This window comes from Bacillus sp. SIMBA_154, assembly GCF_046536015.1.
Lineage (GTDB): Bacteria > Bacillota > Bacilli > Bacillales > Bacillaceae > Bacillus > Bacillus pumilus_P.
This window is the reverse complement of the sequence record NZ_JAWJBV010000021.1, coordinates 1-15,924: the sequence shown is the minus strand read 5'-3', so window position 1 is coordinate 15,924 and position 15,924 is coordinate 1. Positions and strand designations below refer to the sequence as shown.

At 43.5% G+C, this 15,924-nt stretch carries 20 protein-coding genes; 5 read left to right on the top strand and 15 right to left on the bottom strand.

The annotated features are described in order from the left end of the window. The 10 genes from R0K30_RS19150 to R0K30_RS19105 all read right to left on the bottom strand — a co-directional run bounded on the left by R0K30_RS19150 (position 1) and on the right by R0K30_RS19105 (position 9,107). Complete coding sequence (locus tag R0K30_RS19150) at positions 1-1,014, bottom strand: FecCD family ABC transporter permease (protein ID WP_249705638.1); 1,014 nt, start codon at positions 1,012-1,014, stop codon at positions 1-3. Then, a complete protein-coding gene (locus tag R0K30_RS19145) occupies positions 1,011-1,949 on the bottom strand; it encodes an ABC transporter substrate-binding protein (protein WP_099727172.1) in 939 nt (312 codons plus the stop codon). The genes R0K30_RS19150 and R0K30_RS19145 overlap by 4 nt, the downstream gene beginning before the upstream one ends. Positions 1,950-1,967: 18 nt before the next feature. Continuing rightward, on the bottom strand, positions 1,968-2,717 hold the full coding sequence (srtB, locus tag R0K30_RS19140) for a class B sortase (protein WP_410612293.1): 750 nt from the start codon (positions 2,715-2,717) through the stop codon (positions 1,968-1,970). A 26-nt stretch (positions 2,718-2,743) separates the two neighbouring features. Beyond that, a complete protein-coding gene (locus R0K30_RS19135) occupies positions 2,744-3,514 on the bottom strand; it encodes an ABC transporter ATP-binding protein (RefSeq protein ID WP_099727174.1) in 771 nt (256 codons plus the stop codon). Next, on the bottom strand, positions 3,501-4,487 hold the full coding sequence (locus R0K30_RS19130; protein WP_249705641.1) for a FecCD family ABC transporter permease: 987 nt from the start codon (positions 4,485-4,487) through the stop codon (positions 3,501-3,503). Before R0K30_RS19130 ends, R0K30_RS19135 begins: the two co-directional genes overlap by 14 nt. Positions 4,488-4,520: 33 nt before the next feature. After that, a complete protein-coding gene (isdE, locus tag R0K30_RS19125) occupies positions 4,521-5,408 on the bottom strand; it encodes a heme ABC transporter substrate-binding protein IsdE (RefSeq protein WP_099727176.1) in 888 nt (295 codons plus the stop codon). Between the two features lie 75 nt (positions 5,409-5,483). After that, on the bottom strand, positions 5,484-7,247 hold the full coding sequence (locus tag R0K30_RS19120; RefSeq protein WP_410612289.1) for an NEAT domain-containing protein: 1,764 nt from the start codon (positions 7,245-7,247) through the stop codon (positions 5,484-5,486). Positions 7,248-7,266: 19 nt separating this feature from the next. Continuing rightward, on the bottom strand, positions 7,267-7,923 hold the full coding sequence (gene isdC / locus R0K30_RS19115) for a heme uptake protein IsdC (RefSeq protein WP_410612287.1): 657 nt from the start codon (positions 7,921-7,923) through the stop codon (positions 7,267-7,269). Positions 7,924-7,943: 20 nt separating this feature from the next. Then, complete coding sequence (locus tag R0K30_RS19110) at positions 7,944-8,402, bottom strand: NEAT domain-containing protein (RefSeq protein ID WP_099727178.1); 459 nt, start codon at positions 8,400-8,402, stop codon at positions 7,944-7,946. A gap of 372 nt (positions 8,403-8,774) precedes the next feature. Further along, entirely contained in the window at positions 8,775-9,107 is a 333-nt protein-coding gene (locus R0K30_RS19105; protein WP_230031607.1) for a winged helix-turn-helix transcriptional regulator, read from the bottom strand. 174 nt (positions 9,108-9,281) lie between these two features. On the opposite strand from R0K30_RS19105, the gene R0K30_RS19100 reads away from it, so the two are divergent. The 4 genes from R0K30_RS19100 (at position 9,282) to fosM (ending at position 12,486) form a co-directional block, all read left to right on the top strand. Then, positions 9,282-10,175 (top strand): VOC family protein, encoded by an 894-nt coding sequence (locus R0K30_RS19100; protein ID WP_249705644.1) that lies wholly within the window; start codon positions 9,282-9,284, stop codon positions 10,173-10,175. Beyond that, positions 10,153-10,914, top strand: a complete 762-nt coding sequence (locus R0K30_RS19095; RefSeq protein WP_099727181.1) for a GTP cyclohydrolase II — start codon at positions 10,153-10,155, stop codon at positions 10,912-10,914. Before R0K30_RS19100 ends, R0K30_RS19095 begins: the two co-directional genes overlap by 23 nt. Then, positions 10,901-11,992 (top strand): bifunctional diaminohydroxyphosphoribosylaminopyrimidine deaminase/5-amino-6-(5-phosphoribosylamino)uracil reductase RibD, encoded by a 1,092-nt coding sequence (gene ribD / locus R0K30_RS19090; protein WP_410612283.1) that lies wholly within the window; start codon positions 10,901-10,903, stop codon positions 11,990-11,992. The genes R0K30_RS19095 and ribD overlap by 14 nt, the downstream gene beginning before the upstream one ends. Positions 11,993-12,063: 71 nt before the next feature. Beyond that, positions 12,064-12,486, top strand: a complete 423-nt coding sequence (gene fosM, locus R0K30_RS19085) for a FosM family fosfomycin resistance protein (protein WP_370461145.1) — start codon at positions 12,064-12,066, stop codon at positions 12,484-12,486. A 1,085-nt stretch (positions 12,487-13,571) separates the two neighbouring features. Here fosM and R0K30_RS19080 read toward each other — a convergent pair. The 5 genes from R0K30_RS19080 to R0K30_RS19060 form a co-directional block, all read right to left on the bottom strand. Beyond that, complete coding sequence (locus R0K30_RS19080; RefSeq protein WP_099727184.1) at positions 13,572-14,426, bottom strand: polysaccharide deacetylase family protein; 855 nt, start codon at positions 14,424-14,426, stop codon at positions 13,572-13,574. Positions 14,427-14,491: 65 nt separating this feature from the next. Continuing rightward, positions 14,492-14,803 carry a PTS sugar transporter subunit IIA gene (locus R0K30_RS19075; RefSeq protein ID WP_230031613.1) on the bottom strand — a complete coding sequence of 104 codons (312 nt, stop codon included), beginning with the start codon at positions 14,801-14,803 and terminating at the stop codon, positions 14,492-14,494. Positions 14,804-14,854: 51 nt separating this feature from the next. Next, a complete protein-coding gene (locus R0K30_RS19070; RefSeq protein ID WP_410612333.1) occupies positions 14,855-14,959 on the bottom strand; it encodes a PRD domain-containing protein in 105 nt (34 codons plus the stop codon). A gap of 15 nt (positions 14,960-14,974) precedes the next feature. Then, positions 14,975-15,373, bottom strand: a complete 399-nt coding sequence (locus R0K30_RS19065; RefSeq protein ID WP_249705646.1) for a helix-turn-helix domain-containing protein — start codon at positions 15,371-15,373, stop codon at positions 14,975-14,977. Positions 15,374-15,427: 54 nt separating this feature from the next. Then, complete coding sequence (locus tag R0K30_RS19060) at positions 15,428-15,538, bottom strand: HTH domain-containing protein (RefSeq protein ID WP_230031616.1); 111 nt, start codon at positions 15,536-15,538, stop codon at positions 15,428-15,430. Between the two features lie 66 nt (positions 15,539-15,604). Between R0K30_RS19060 and R0K30_RS19055 the strand changes: the two genes are divergently transcribed. After that, complete coding sequence (locus R0K30_RS19055) at positions 15,605-15,907, top strand: hypothetical protein (protein ID WP_410612279.1); 303 nt, start codon at positions 15,605-15,607, stop codon at positions 15,905-15,907. Positions 15,908-15,924: the final 17 nt, after the last annotated feature.

Here is a 15,924-nt window from a genome sequence, read left to right as displayed (position 1 = left end):
TTAACCCCTCCCTTTCTTTTTTAATAAATAGAGGAAGAAAGGTGCACCGATGCAGGCTAGCAATATACCGACAGGCAATTCAACCGGTGTAAACCAGACCCGTGCCGCTGTATCTGCAAAAACCACAAGTACGCCCCCGCCCAGCATCGAAATCGGCAGCAGATACCGGTAATCATCTCCAATTAAAAGACGGATAAAATGAGGAACGACAAGCCCGACAAACCCAATTAAACCGCTCACGCTTACAGCCGCACCAGCTAAAAGCGCCGCCAGCGCAATTAAGAAAAACCGGGTTCTCTCTACTCTCAGGCCCAATAGCTGAGCCGATTCATCGCCAAGCAGGAGAAGATTTGCCGGCTTGATTGCAAAAAAACAAAGACACAACCCAGCCAGCGCATATGGCGACACAAAGCTAAGATGATGCCAGCTCCGCCCGTTTAATCCACCTGATAAAAAAGGCAGAACAGCCTGCACCCGCTCACTATAAAGCACCATAAACCCGTTCATGACCGCACCAAGCAGGGCATTGACTGCCACTCCCGCCAAAATCAATTTCAGCGGTGAAACGCCTTGGTCAAATGACAGCACATACACAACGAGTGCCGCTAATAAAGCGCCAAGAAAGGCTGCGGCTGGAGTCAAATACGTAAATTGCGGGAAAACAATCATGCTGAGTACAGCAGCTAAGCCCCCGCCGGCTGTAACACCAATGATGCCGGGGTCAGCGAGCGGATTTCGGACGACCCCTTGTAAAATCGCCCCTGATGCTGCGAGACAGGCCCCAACGATGAAACCAATCAGAACACGCGGCAGCCGTAAATCCATCACGATTTTTTCATGGACAGGCTGCCCTGATTCCGTCAAAGCAGCGATCAGATCCGGCAGCGATAATTGAATAGAACCTAATGCAAGTCCTAGACATGCACCCACACCTAAAGCGAGAAGCAGTCCCGGTATAAGCCACTTTCGTCTAGACTGTCTTTTTTGAAAATCTAACTCGGCATTCATTTTCATGATGACAATCGCTTCAATCTCTTCTCTAGTTCATCAATCGCTCTTATCACTTCTGCGCCTGGATTCGTACCAAATAGATCACTAGGCAAAATCTCGACGTGTCCATTTTTGACAGCTGACACATCGTGCCATGCCGCATTCTGTTTCATTTCGCTCATAAAGCCCGCTTTCACATCTTCTGGATTGCTGTGTGTCATCAGCAGAATGAGATCAGGATCGGCTTCGATGACCTTTTCTGCATTGATTTGAGCGTATTGAGGGAATTTTTCGAGCGCCGGTTCATTCTCAGCAATGTTCGCACCCCCAGCGATGTGCAGCAAATCCCCGCTTAAGGAATGAGGAAGTGCCGCCATATATGTGCCGGGAGCACCGTACACAACGAGTGTTTTCACTTTTTTCTTAGGCGGCTTGACCTGCTTTTTCCGCTGATCGATTTGTTCATTGAGTGCTTTTGCCTTTTGCTGCTTTTCAAGCAAATCACCAAATAACGAAATTTGACGCTGAATATCCTTCACTGAATTGGCGCTTGTCAAAAGAAGCTGTGAACCAATTCCTTCTATCGTAGAGATGTCCTTACTGTTTAATTGTTCATTCCCAAGCACAACATCAGGCTTTAAACTCGTGAGCAGCTCTACATCATATTGATGCGTTGTGCCAATCGTTTGTACGGACTTTGCCTTCTGTAACTTGTCTGGTAACTCGGTCGTTGGACGGCCGACAACCTCACCGCCTAAGGCATAAATAATGCTCATGTCTCCAGTCGATAACGAGACGATACGCTGAGGTGATTCATCAAACGACAACGTTCTGCCGGCAAAATCCTTTATCTTCAGCGCTCCTTGCGTGCTCCCTTTCTCTACCGGTGCTGCTTGACTGCATCCTCCGAGGAGAAGCATCAAAACGAGTCCCGCCACGATCACATGTGAAAATTTCAACCGTCTGTCTCTCCTTTTCTAGTAAACTTTCTTTAGCTTTGCCTGTACCACGAGACGCCCGCTTTTAGGTGCAAGCACATGATCACAGGTCGATAAGGTGAGGATCAGGTCATCCGTGGACACGTCTGTCTTCGTTTGATAGATCGACTTCTTACGCACGGCTTGCAAGTAGTGCGCATATTCGCCAATATCCTGAAAATCGGTTTGAATATAATCGAAGTCAACCGTCGTTTCATACACAGCAAAAATCTCCGCTTCGTAGCTTTGATACAGCGTATCGTACTGAAATGTCCGGTGCTCATCGAAAAAATCCCTTTTTAGATAGTTTGTGAGTCCAGCGAACATTGATCCATCCCTCATCCGATGGCCATACACCACTGTATTTGGACTTTCATGTAAGACGTCGTTTCGATAATCCATAAAGATACTGCCTGCCCGGGTATCGTTCTTTAAATAATTGCGAGTTAAGTAGAATGCATTATCGCGTGATTGAACAATCGGGTATTGAATCATTGTGCCCTTCATATTGATCCAGCCGACAATGTCGTCATTCACCTTTCGCAGCTCATCAAATGACGTACGAATCTTTCCCGGTTCCCGCTTTTCATTCATTTCTTCTTGTCCATACATCGTCTGGGCCTTTGCAAGCACTTGACGATTTTGATAATAGCCGAAGAGTTCTAAGCCGATGGCCGTACCGCTATAAATGAATACACCTAAACAGACGATCGTCAGCATCCGCTGCCAAAGCCGTTTTCCTCGTTTCACACTGTCTCACCTGCTTTTTGCACAGCTTATATACCAACAGGCACGATGTACATCCCTGTTTCTGCATCCTGTCTAATCGTGACGGACACATGATAAATGTGCCGCACCATCTCTTCAGTTAACACATCGTTCGGCTGTCCTTCACTGATGATCTGTCCATCCTTCATCGCAATGATGACATCGCTGTAGCGAACAGCCTGATTCATATCGTGCAGCACCATGACAATCGTTAATCCATGCACAACATTGAGCTCTCGAATGAGCTCAAGAATGTCAAATTGATAGTAAATATCCAAATAAGTTGTCGGTTCATCTAGGAAAAGGATCGGTGTTTTTTGCGCAAGTGCCATTGCAATCCATACACGCTGCCGTTCCCCACCTGATAGTGAGGCGAGCGGCACTTTTCGTTTTTCCGTTAGCTTTGTACTGGACAGCGCCCACTCAATCGCTCTCTCATCCTCTTCCTTGTCACCCCCGCGCATCGTCTGGTACGGCGTTCTCCCAAATGCCACGACCCGTTCGATCGTTAAATCAAGCGGCGCTTCATTTTGCTGATGAACGACAGCGAGCTTTTTTGCCAATTCCTTTGGCTTGAACGCACTCAGCTCTTGGCCATCTAAGTGAATCTGTCCTTTATTGGGACAATGATTATTCGCCATCAAGGAAAGCAGCGTGGATTTTCCCGAGCCATTTGGACCGATAATGGTTGTGATTTTCCCCTGTTCAATCTGTGTTGTGACCGATTGAACGATGCTCTTCTGCTGGTCATAGGAGAATGACACCTCACGAATGTCCATGGAGACGGTCCCCCCTTCTTAATAAAAAGATAAGAAACGGCCCGCCAATGACGGCCATGATCGTAGAAGCAGGGATTTCATTTGGCGCTACAAGCGTTCTGCCAAGCGTATCAGCTGTCAAAATGAGCAAAGCCCCACTTAACGCAGAAAATGGAATCAGTACCCGGTGATCCGAGCCGACAAGCCTTCTTGAAATGTGCGGAATGAGCAAGCCGACAAAGGCAATCACGCCCGCTACCGCAGCTGTCACCGCTGCTAGTAAAACCGCAGTCATTGAAATCAAAAGGCGCATTCTGGTCACACGCAATCCTAAATTTTTCGCCGTCTTATCCTGAAGAGCCAAGAGGTTACACCATCTGCTAAAGAAAAGTGCAACGACAAGGCCAACGATGCCATAGACGCCGATTAAACGGACATCTCCCCACGTTTTCATCGTGAGATTCGACTGACCTGACTGATTCATCGTGATATTGAAATAGCTGCAAATGGTAACAAATGCTTCTGCCATCCCTGTAAACATGGCATTGATGGCGATCCCAACCAAAATCATACGGATTGGGCTCAAACCACCCTTCCAAGACAGAACGTATACAAGAAAACATGCAATGGCCCCGCCTAATACCGAAAATAAAGGAGAGTAGAAATAAAATTGAGGAAGCGCTGTAATCGCCATTAAAGAAAAGAAGCTGGCTCCTGATGAAATACCAATGACACCGGCATCAGCTAATGGATTCCTCATGACCGACTGCAATAGTACACCGGAGACAGATAAGGCTGCCCCTGTAAACATCGCGATGAGCATGCGGGGGATTCTCAAATCTTTAATGATTTCTACCTGTGCATGTTGACCGGTGATGAGCCCTTCCAATAATTCAATCGGAGTGACATGAATACTCCCAGTAATGGCAGAATAAATAAAAACGCCAACCAGTAAGAGACTGACTATCAGAAATAAAATCCCTGTTTTTTTCATCTTGAACGTCCTTTTATCATTAAGATTCGCCGCTTATGACGGATACAACATACGTGTCAATTCCTCTAATGCCTCTGCTGCCTTTAAATTGCCTGTTGTCCCGAATAAGCTTTCTTCTAGGTCGTACACCCGGTCTTGTTTTACCGCGTTAAAATGCTTCCAGATGTCATTTGTTTTGAATTCTTGATCAAACATGCGGACGACTTCATCTGGCATCCCATGTGCGGCCCGGAGAATGATATCTGGATTGGCTTTTTGTAAATACTCTGTATTGGATGCCAAATACTCCATTTTTTCACCTTTGACAATGTTCTCTCCTCCTGCGATACGCACAAGATCACCGATATATGAATTCTCTGTCGCCACCAAATAACTGCCTGGTACACCAAGCAGAATCAGAACGGACGGTTTGCGCTTTCCCTTCGTCCTCTCTTGTATGTCTTTCTTTTTTTGCTCAAAGTCAGACACAATGCGTTTGGCTTGTTTCTTTCTGTCATACTGATCACCAAGCTTCGTGATGGCCTTCTCCATGTTGTCCAGGCTTTCAAGATTTAAGTATGTGGCAGGGACACCTGCTTGTTGAAAGGGTGTCTCTAAATCATATTGAAGGGTCGTGACAGACAGGACATCTGTCGGTTGAAGTGATTGGATGATTTCCATGTCCGGGCTCATTGGATTGCCGACTTCTGGCAGTCCTTTGTAACGAGCTGGCAAGGATTTTTGACTTGTTGGCACCCCGACAAGATCCACCTCTAAAGCATCCATGATCTCCACAGCAGCTACAGTCGTTGCCACAATCCGCGCATTTGATTCCGCGCTTTTCTTGCCTTTCGCTGAGCTTTCAGCCGACTGTGAGCACCCCGACAAGATCACGCACACACTTAAAGCAGCGATCAGGGAACGTGACATTCGATGCTTCAAAAACAGAAGCCTCCTTTCGAAAAAAGAGAGTGGATGCGCCGAGTTGAAAGGCGCATCTCACTTAAAATAAACCATCTATCTTTCCTTAGTTTGATACTTCCTCACGAGCACGAATAACGACCCGCCGAATAAAAGAATATACACCCAGAGAAGAGAGGGATCTCCTGTTTTCGGATTCAGCTGGCCTGTCTCAGACTTGGTTTGGTCATCTGATGGCGTAAATGTCATCTGCTCTGCGCCCGTTTCCTCTGGTGCCAGATTCACAAGCTGATTCGTTTGAGAATCGTGATCATTTGGATTTTTGACAAAGCCGATACTCTCATCGTCTCCGATAACCGTCGCAATCCCGCTGCCTTCACCATGTGCGATTCCTTTCGTGTCATAGATAAGTTTGACATCGTACTGCTCATGGTAATTCGCAGCTGGAATGTCAATTTTCACACGTGCTGCCTGGTCACCTCTTAAACTTTTTGCTTCATATTGAATCACTCGTGTATCTGCTTTTTGATCTGTTTTTGCGACAAGAGTCTCTTCATATTTCCCGCCTGTCCCTACTTGGAAGGATGTGATGGCTGAGCTGTTCTTCACTGTATATGAAACGAAATGGCGGCCATTTTTCACCACCAATGTCGCAGGGCTCACGACGTAATCGTTCATACGAGAAGGCTCATCCTTGTCTGCTTTCTTCATTGAAAAAGGAAGCTTGTATACACCATCTTTTAGCTGAGCTGTCTCTTGACCAGCTCCACCGTTATTTGTTTCTGGTGCTGGTGTATTTGGTTTTGGTGTTTCTGGAGTGGCTGGTGTTACTTCCTCTACCTGACCGTCCTTAAGTGGAGAGATACTCTTTGAATCAAATTGAAAACGAATATCGTAGGTTTGGTCATAATTAGCAGCTGCCACCACAATGTGTACTTTTCCTTTAACCGCTTTTTTCAAATCAGCCACATCAAATGAGACGACTCTTGTGTTCTTTGCTTGATCTGTGCTGACGGTCTTCACTTCTTGATAAGAGCCGTTTTTCTCTGTTTTCAAAGAAGCAACAGACGTATTGTCCTTCACCGTAAAGGAAATGGTTTGCTTTCCGTTTTTGACGGTTAAGGATGCAGGATGTGAGAAGTATTGGTTCATCCGAGATGCCTCGTCCTCATCCCCTTTTAGCACACTGTAATTGACACGATACACACCATCTTTTAATTGATTTTGCGCAGAATCATCTGGCTTTGTACCGTTTTGATCATCTGGTTTTGTTTCGTTATCGTCTGGCTTTGTGCCATTTTGATCATCTGGTTTTGTTTCGCTATCGTCTGGCTTTGTGCCATTTTGATCATCTGGTTTTGTTTCGTTATCGTCTGGCTTTGCAGGCGTGACGAGTGTTAGACTGCTTTGATCGAATGCGAGCTGTACGTCATACGCTTCGTCATAAATAAAACCGCCTAAATCCCAGTAAATTTTGACCCAGCCGTTTAATTTTGCTGATAAGTCGGCTACATCAAATTTGATCACACGTGTATTGGCTGTTTCATCCTCACTGACCGTTTCAGTGGTGACGAGAGCGCCATTTTGTTCGACCTTGAAATCTGTGATTTCTTTGCTTTGCTTCAGCGTGACATAGGCTGTCGTCTTGCCATTTTCCACGATCAGCTTAGCTGGCTTTTCTGTATAAGTATCCATCATGGACGCTTCTGTGCTGCCATTTTTTAAAATAGTGAATCCAACTGTGTATTCACCATCAACGAATGATGCCGCTTGAGCCGTTCCTTGAGGAATCTGAAACGCAGTCAACAAACTGAATAAAACGAGCAGAATGGCTGCCTTTAGATGAAAAAGACGTTTCAAAAGGTGACACTTCCTTCCGTTAATGCTTGATGATCCACTTTCTTGCTAAAAACCCGCCTGAACATAAGACAAGCACAAGGAGCCAACCCGTCTGGCTTGTATCACCAGTTTGCGGATTCTCTTCTTGTTTCGTATGAGTGGATGAATCAGATTTTTTGGTTGATTCCTTTGATGATTGCTGGCTTTCTGCTGCACCCGCTGTTTCGTTTGAGCTGTTAGAAGAAAGTGCCTTGATGCTGCTTTCATCGAATTTCAGCTGAATTGTATAATTATGATCATAGTCAGCAGATTTTACAGTGACATGAATTTTTGACTTGATTGGTTTAGACAAGCTATGTGCTTGGAATTGAACGAGCCTTGTATTGGCTTTTTTATTCGTTGAAAGAACCGTTGTATCGACATAGCCGCCATTTCCCGGAACTTTAAATTCCGTCACCCAGCTGCTATTTTTAATGGTCATTTGCACTGTCAGCTTTCCATTTTTCACGATCACTTTAGCCGGCTTCAGCCAGTAATCATTTGCCATTGAGACCGCATTTCCTTCAGCCTTCAGCACAGTATAGTTGACGGAGTATGTACCATCATTTAAAGAGGCAGCCTGTGCATTTGAAAAAGGCAGTATGAGTGCCAATAAAAAAGCGGCTATGAAGGCTGGAAGCCTTATCCATTTTTTCATCAAGCGAATTTCCTCCCTTTTTATTGAACAGTTGCTGCATCAAACTTGAGGCGAATGTCATAATTGCCTGTATATCCGATGACCGGCACAGTCACACTCACTTTTGCTGGTACGACTTCTGTCAGACTGGACACATTGAATTCTACCGTTCTTTTATTGGCAGCTGTGTTCGTACTGATCACCTTCGTATCTTTGTAAACACCTTGATCCAGTGTTTTAAAGCTTGTGATCCAAGAGCTATTGGTTAACGTGACTTGCGCTTTGATTTTCCCATCCTTCACGACAAGCTTGGCTGGTTTTTCAAAATACGTATTCGCTGTTGAAGTCGAATCGCTATCTGCCTTCCATACCACATATTGCGCTGAATATTGACCATCTGCTAAGCCTGCTGCTGAGGCAGAGCTAACCGGAGCTAAAGCAAATAATAGAACAAAGCTAAAGAATAATAATACGTGTGACGTTGGACGAAGTGCTTTCATGTGAACCCTCCTAATTGATATTGATAATTATTCTCAATAGACAATAAAAAAAATAACCTTCATAAGTGTTGAGATCACACTTATAGATGATTATGATAATCATTATCAATTGTGTTGAAAAAATAAATCTTTACTTCCAAAAAGTCAAAGATGTCTGCTTCCAAATGATGGATCGATATTTATTTTAGGCAATCTGTCCCATTCATAATACCATGGCATAACCTCCATTCCATTACAGGGAAAAGAACCCTCTTCTCCTTGATATTATATGATGGATGAATTTATTGTCAACATCATTTTTCATACTATTGTCTTAGATTTCTGGAAAATCACAAAAAAAAATTTCGATCAGGTGCACCTGATCGAAATCGATTAGGAAGGGACATGTTCCCCTTTTTTGCTGTTTTTTCGCTCTAAAGACCATGCGTACATTTCACGAATAATCGGTTCGATTTTCTTCCCTTGCGCTGTTAATTTATATTCAATCCGCACCGGAATGTCGGGGTATACTTTTTTCTCAACGAGCCCTTCAGCTTCTAAATCCTTCAGCCTTTCTGATAATAATCTTCCGCTGATGTTCATTTCATTTTCAAGCTGACAAAAACGCTTGGGCCCTGTGAGAAGCTGATTGATGATGAGAATCACCCACTTCTTGCCTAGAATTTCCATGGCATCTGTAATTGGGCAGCCGTCCACTTGAGCCATACTTACTCCCTCCTGCCTTTCTCTCTTTTTTTCATTATAACACAATTAATTACTTGAAATAAGTCACTAACTATTATATATTTTAGTTACTAAAAGTAACAAGGTATACATTTTTATAGATTTTCAAAAACATTTGAACATGCCGATGCATATATCATGAAGGAGCTGACCAGCTTGAAGACAATTGAGCAGCTAAGATTGGGTGTAACAGAATTACATGTGTCCAACTTTGAGCGTTCTTTACCTTTTTATACAGACATTTTAGGGTTTACTATATTAGAACAGACGGATTCCGCCGTCACTCTTGGCAGCAATGCAAAGGAACCGATCCTTTTGTTAAAAGAAGATGCACAGCTGAAGGAGAAACCTAATCATGAGCCAGGACTTTATCATTTTGCTGTTTTATTACCTACCAGAAAAAACCTGGGCACATGGCTGGCACATGTGATCAAAAAAGGCTATCCTTTAATTGGAGCAAGCGATCACTTTTTCAGTGAAGCCATTTATTTAAGTGATCCTGACGGCATTGGCGTAGAAATTTATGCTGATCGCCCTGAGGACGTTTGGGTAGGTGAGCATGGAGAACTGAAAGGTGGCGGAAATGCACCGCTTGATGGAGATGGTCTCCTGCAAGAAGCCGCTGATTCCACCTGGGAAGGACTCCCTGCTGATACAGTCATGGGACACTTGCATTTCCATCTTAACCCAGAAGAAGCTGATTCCTTTTATGTGAACACGCTCGGTTTTCATATCCGAATGGCTCCCCAAGCAAGTTTATTTGTCGCTGCTGGTGTGTACCATCATCACCTTGCCTTTAATGCATGGGGACGCGGGAGAAAAGGAGCCATTGATCCACGTTTTTCAGGAATTAGAAGCTATACACTGGTTTTCCCTGAAGAAGCGGACAGACAATCCGTCGTCGAACGTCTGACAAAAGCAGGCGTTGCTGTCAAAACGACAGGAAAAAGTAACGAATTTGTTGATCCATTTGGCGTTCTCGTTCGTTTACAGATTGAAGAAACAGATAAAAAAGAAGGTGCAGAATATGGACAAACACACAGATCTTAAAACAGCCATTTTAAAAGATAAAATCAAACGAGTACAGCAAGAAGACGGATATATATATATCACTGGACCCATTAAACTGCCAGTGAATTTAGACGGCAGAACCGTGATGTTCAACTGGTATTCATGGTTAAAAGACGATGGGTTAGAGCCATTGTCAGATGAAGCTTTAATTGAAAGCCTCTCATCCCGTGAGCTTGCCGATCATCAGCAATCAAGCGTTCTTGTGTATGGGGATTTCGAGCACGCTGATGAAGCCTTTATCCGCATGCATTCCATTTGCCACACTGGCGATATTTTCGGAAGCAAGCGCTGCGACTGCGGTTTCCAATTGAAGCAGTCCATGCGAATGATTGAGGACAATGGAGCAGGTGCCCTGTTTTATTTAGCCAACCATGAAGGGCGCGGCATTGGCCTTTTCAGTAAAGCCATGGCTTACATCCTTCAAGAGAACGGCTATGATACAGTGGAAGCAAATGAAGCGCTTGGTTTCGAAGATGATACGCGTCAATATGAAGAAGCCATTGCCGTTCTTCAAACACTTCGTACAAAGCCAGTAAGACTCATTACCAATAATCCGAAAAAGACAGATGCCATCAGTCATGCAGGTCTTTCTCTTTCTGGACGCATTCCGCTTTGGGGTGACGTCTCTGAATTCAACGAAAAATACTTGCAGACAAAAATTAACCGCTCAGGCCACATGAAGGCGGATCAAGAGGTGCATACGATTGCCACATCATGAGCGATATATGAATCTAGCCCTAGAAAATGCACGTGCCATGAAAGGACAGACATCACCGAATCCGCTCGTCGGGGCTGTGATTGTCCGCGATAATGAAATTGTTGGAGTCGGTGCTCACATGAAGGCCGGCGAACCACATGCTGAAATTCATGCACTCAAAATGGCAGGAGACAAGGCAAAAGGAGCCACGATTTATGTGACCCTAGAGCCTTGTTCCCACCATGGCCGCACAGGCCCTTGCGCTGAAGCACTTGTCAGAGCCGGTGTCGAAACCGTTGTCGTAGCAGCACTTGATCCGAACCCGCTTGTCGCTGGCCGTGGGATTGCCATTTTACAAGACGCAGGTATCCAAGTCATCACGGGCGTACTTGAACAGGAATCCATTCTCATGAATGAAGTGTTTAACCACTTTATTACGAAAAAAACGCCTTTCGTGACGCTCAAAGCGGGCATCACCCTAGATGGAAAAATTGCTTTTGTTACGTCTGACAGCAAGTGGATTACGTCAGAAATTTCCCGTTATGACGCTCACCACATCCGCAGTATCAATGATGCGATTTTGGTTGGTGCTCAAACCGTCATTCATGACGATCCTTCATTAACCGCGCGGATTCCAAATGGTCATCATCCAATTCGAATTGTCCTAGATTCTAAGCTTTCGACACCACTGACGGCAAAGATCGTCACTGATCAGCTGGCACCTACATGGATTTTTACAACAAAGCAAGCAGATGAGGAAAAACGAGCGGCTTTAGAAGCAGCTGGCGTCAGCGTCTTTATGACAGACGGCGACACGCGAGTGCCTTTACAAGAAGTACTTCAAGTGCTTGGAGAAAGAAATGTCTCCTCCCTCATGATTGAGGGCGGCGGCCAAGTCAACGCCTCATTTTTAGAGCTGCAGCTTGTAGATAAATTGGTCATCTACATGGCACCTAAGCTCATTGGCGGACGACTCTCTCCTTCCTTTTTCGGAGGCGAAGGCATACGCCTCATGAGTGACGCAATTGAACTGGATCAACTCGCCATTGAACAGCTGGGGAAAGATATCAAAATAACTGGCTATCCCGTTTATCAATAAACAAAAAAGCTTGTAGATTTGGTCTACAAGCTTTTTGCAAATGATTTATTTTTGAGGTGAATAGGTTGTCAATGAAAGGAATCAATCATTTATTATTTTCTGTTTCAGATTTAGAGGCATCTATTGATTTTTACACACAAGTTTTTGACGCAACATTATTAGTAAAAGGGAAAAATACAGCTTACTTTGATTTGAACGGGCTATGGCTTGCCCTCAATGTTGAAAAAGATATCCCTCGTCAAGACATACATCACTCTTACACACACATCGCCTTTTCAATTGATGAAGAGGATGTTGATCACATGTATCACAAACTAAAAGATTTGAATGTCAACATCTTACCAGGCCGTCCGAGAGACGAAAGAGATCAGAGATCGATTTACTTCACGGACCCTGACGGACATAAATTTGAGTATCATACAGGAACCTTGAAAGATCGAATAGATTATTACAAACAAGAGAAAACACATATGGAGTTTTTTGATAAATCGTGAAAGAAATACAGAGAAGAAACAATAAGATGCTATTCGTCATTTGGTAGAAAAGCTGGTAAAATATACATAGAAACGTGAAGCAAGCGATAGTCCTCCCCCCTTCCATACTAAAGGTGTTTTTATGCCGAGAAAGGAGGGGTCAGTTTGAGAACAAAACTTGTGCGTTCACGCGTTGAGAGACGCAAGAACAAAAAGAAAGAAGCTTGTACCTGCAAGTACAAGCTTTGGTTTCTTATCTTAAATTCAATCCGAACTCTAGTCCAGTTCATCGTATGGATTATAGATAAGAGACCGTTCTGAATTAACCCTTAAGATTATCATGAAAAATAAAGTGGCACCTTCATTACCCCTAGTCAAGGTAATGCTGGTTCTATCTCGTTTCTGTTTTTTGGAGGGCTACTTTATTTTTTTCATATTATTTCAGTGTATTCCTCAAATTAAAAATTTATACATAGAAAAAGCACACGGTAGTCAGCCGAGTGCCCAAATTAAATTTCTTTTCAGTTATATGGTGAACGTTCAAGAAATTCACCTTGAAGCTCTCGTGCTTCAGTTTGAAAACTAGTTCAACTTAGTCCGAGTTGAACAAAAAACTTGTGCAACTACATGTTACCATAAGTAACAATTTGTTACCATAGATAAGCATATTTTTTTAACCTTAATGTGTCATTTTAAATGATTGATACTGAATATATTTTAAACATTCTGTGTAAATCTCTAAGGACTGTGCAGAATTTTAATTTTTTTGTTAGTTGCAGTAATTTCAAATTAGAGTGAGGTAAATTTATTTTTCCTTCCTGCACAATGTTTAAAATAAATGATACAGCTTTTTTGTGGTTCAATTTATCAAATAGACTGAACAACAATCTATATAACATAAAAGTGTGACTTGTACTTTTCTTCTATACCCTCCTACTTTCTATTGGCAACTGTAAGACCTTATTTAGTTAAATAAAAAAAGAATCAGTATATTAAAAAGCTGATTCCTTATATTGCATTAATCTATCCAAATCCCAAAACAAGTTTTATTCAATCCGTGAAACTTGTCGTAAAATGTTTCACATGAAACATCTGTGATCTGACCTCTACGAATTCCCCTCTACCAGCCTGCCAAAGCTTTCGGGTGAAAGTCCCGGTGAAATGCGAAGGCGGTGTAAGGACATCATGCCTTGTTCTTTTTTCGCATGTCCTGGTTCAGTGGTGACAGCCATCTGATATCCAGCTTCCTTCGCCAGCTTCAGCGTGTCTTCGTTATAGCGCCCAACCGGATAGCTGACCATTCTCGTACGCTGAGAAAATCGCTGATCAAAGAATGCCTTTGACCCTTTTAATTCCTCTTCCTGCTGCTTCTTTGATAAACGATTGAGCTCTAAATGGTGAATCGTATGACTCTCAATGGATAGTCCATGTGCCATCATTTCATCCATTTGATCATCTGTTAAGTGATGCGGACGGCCAATGGATTGCTCAATCATAAAAATCGTTGCTTTCATCCCGTATTGCTTTAAAATCGGAAATGCCTTTGTGTAGTTGTCCGTATATCCATCGTCAAATGTAATCAGGACACACTTTTCACTTGGCTTCGTATTTGTTGTGAAGACGCGATATGCCTCTTCCGGCGACAGCGTGACATAGTCGTTGTCCCTCAGCCATTTCATATGAGCCGCAAACTCGCTCTTTGGCACACGTAATGAGTTGCCGCTGGAGATGCTGTGATACATCAAGATCGGAAGCTCAACCGGCTCCTTTTGCTCAATCCAGTTTTGTGTATCTATCACAGTCGCTTCTTTCTGATGAATCTGTTTTGTTTCTTTTGCTAATTGACCCTTTTCCTCTTTGACTACTTGCTGGTTTCCTTCCGCTTGCTCCTTCTTTCCCATACAGCCCGAAATGAGCAGCACCAGAAGACCAACCGCAATCAACATACATGTTTTTTTCATTCACCAATCCTGCTTTCTCTCTATCTACCGAATGATTATAACAGAAATTGGTTAATAGCTGACATCTATTTTGAAAGGGTGTTCATTTTTTTACACATTTCGATCATCTCAATGGCGAGCAGATGAATGGTCTCTGTTGTGAGCATTTGATCTTCTGCATGTATCAGCAGTAAAGAAAAGGGAAGCTGTTCACCTGCCGCCTCTTTTTGAATGAGCGACAAGTGCAGGTGATGGATGCTTCGAAACGCTTCCTCCCCTTTTTCGATCAACTGCTGCGCTTTTTCAAAATCATCTGCTCTTGCGAGACGAATCGCTTCTACATAATGGCTTCTCGCCTCACCTGCATGGGCAATGATTTGAAAGGCTGCTCCCTGCATTTCCTCTAATCACATCATCCGCCTCTCCTCCGATTGCTCAAGATTCATTTGCTAGTTTGTCCGCTCTATCGCAGCCACTATATGGAGCGCCAAATACCCGATCTCATCTTCATGGATCTCCACGCTCTCTTTTTCCTTAAGCCATCTGCGCACCATATCCTGAATCAATTGTTACGTTTCTTCAGGTAACAGCGCAGGGTTCGGATGCTCCTGCTGAAACACATGCTCTGCCATACAATATCTTAATTTCATTTCATCCCCTGTCAGCCGCAGTCCATATTTAGGGCGATGAGATACAGAAAGTCCATGTAATGAAAACAAGTGCCTGACTGCTTTCAGATCATTTTTCACTGTGGATTCACTCACAAATAATTCCTCTGCCAATCCATCTAATTTGATATAGTCGTCTGACAGAAGCAGTCTTTTCAGTAAATAAGCCACGCGGTCCTCAGGCTGAATCGGAATCACCTGTTCCTTTTTCTCATTTCTTTCTCTCATCGACTTTTTCAAAAATGTACGAAATGCCCCATAATCCTCGACGTTCAATATATACCCTGCCCCGCGTTTCATCTGAAGTACTGCTCCATGTTCTTCTAATATTAATTTAAGCGCTTTCACATCTGTTCAGATTGTTCTTGATGTGACCCCAATCACGCGGGCCATTTCTTCACTTGTCAGTTCTTGTTCCGCTTGCATCAATCGTTTCAGGAGCTCCTCCTGACGTAGAGATAGCATGGATTCCCCACCCCAGGCAATTACTTTTGCCTATTATCATATAGGAAACAAGAGGAGGGATGCATTATGGGTTCTTTTATGTTTGTTGTCATGATCATATTGGCTTCTTTAGGAGCATTCATTGCCCACATTCTAACACCAAAGGATAAACGTACATCTTCTAAGCATTCTGCACATCACAGTTCAACGACAAGTAACTATACTGATTCCTATACTCATCATGCTTCAGATGCCTCCTGCGGGAGTGATTCAGGCGGAAGCAGAAGAGGGTGTGATGAAACAAAAAAACAGCCGCTCATAGGGCGGCTGTCAGATTGTAGAGAAACTCATGTTTTTCTACAATCTTTTTTATTTTTAACGTATGTATGAAGAATGAAATGTATTGA

Excerpts from the sequence above, each read along its gene's own strand:
- R0K30_RS19070 (WP_410612333.1), bottom strand. The coding sequence starts at position 14,959 with ATGGTGCGCAGATGGCTTAAGGAAAAAGAGAGCGTGGAGATCCATGAA.
- R0K30_RS19055 (WP_410612279.1), top strand. The coding sequence starts at position 15,605 with ATGGGTTCTTTTATGTTTGTTGTCATGATCATATTGGCTTCTTTAGGA.
- isdC (WP_410612287.1), bottom strand. The coding sequence starts at position 7,923 with ATGAAAAAATGGATAAGGCTTCCAGCCTTCATAGCCGCTTTTTTATTG.
- R0K30_RS19135 (WP_099727174.1), bottom strand. The coding sequence starts at position 3,514 with ATGGACATTCGTGAGGTGTCATTCTCCTATGACCAGCAGAAGAGCATC.
- R0K30_RS19130 (WP_249705641.1), bottom strand. The coding sequence starts at position 4,487 with ATGAAAAAAACAGGGATTTTATTTCTGATAGTCAGTCTCTTACTGGTT.
- R0K30_RS19060 (WP_230031616.1), bottom strand. The coding sequence starts at position 15,538 with ATGCTATCTCTACGTCAGGAGGAGCTCCTGAAACGATTGATGCAAGCG.
- R0K30_RS19075 (WP_230031613.1), bottom strand. The coding sequence starts at position 14,803 with ATGCAGGGAGCAGCCTTTCAAATCATTGCCCATGCAGGTGAGGCGAGA.
- R0K30_RS19150 (WP_249705638.1), bottom strand. The coding sequence starts at position 1,014 with ATGAAAATGAATGCCGAGTTAGATTTTCAAAAAAGACAGTCTAGACGA.
- R0K30_RS19065 (WP_249705646.1), bottom strand. The coding sequence starts at position 15,373 with ATGAAACGCGGGGCAGGGTATATATTGAACGTCGAGGATTATGGGGCA.
- R0K30_RS19095 (WP_099727181.1), top strand. The coding sequence starts at position 10,153 with ATGGACAAACACACAGATCTTAAAACAGCCATTTTAAAAGATAAAATC.
- fosM (WP_370461145.1), top strand. The coding sequence starts at position 12,064 with ATGAAAGGAATCAATCATTTATTATTTTCTGTTTCAGATTTAGAGGCA.
- R0K30_RS19080 (WP_099727184.1), bottom strand. The coding sequence starts at position 14,426 with ATGAAAAAAACATGTATGTTGATTGCGGTTGGTCTTCTGGTGCTGCTC.
- R0K30_RS19105 (WP_230031607.1), bottom strand. The coding sequence starts at position 9,107 with ATGGCTCAAGTGGACGGCTGCCCAATTACAGATGCCATGGAAATTCTA.
- R0K30_RS19110 (WP_099727178.1), bottom strand. The coding sequence starts at position 8,402 with ATGAAAGCACTTCGTCCAACGTCACACGTATTATTATTCTTTAGCTTT.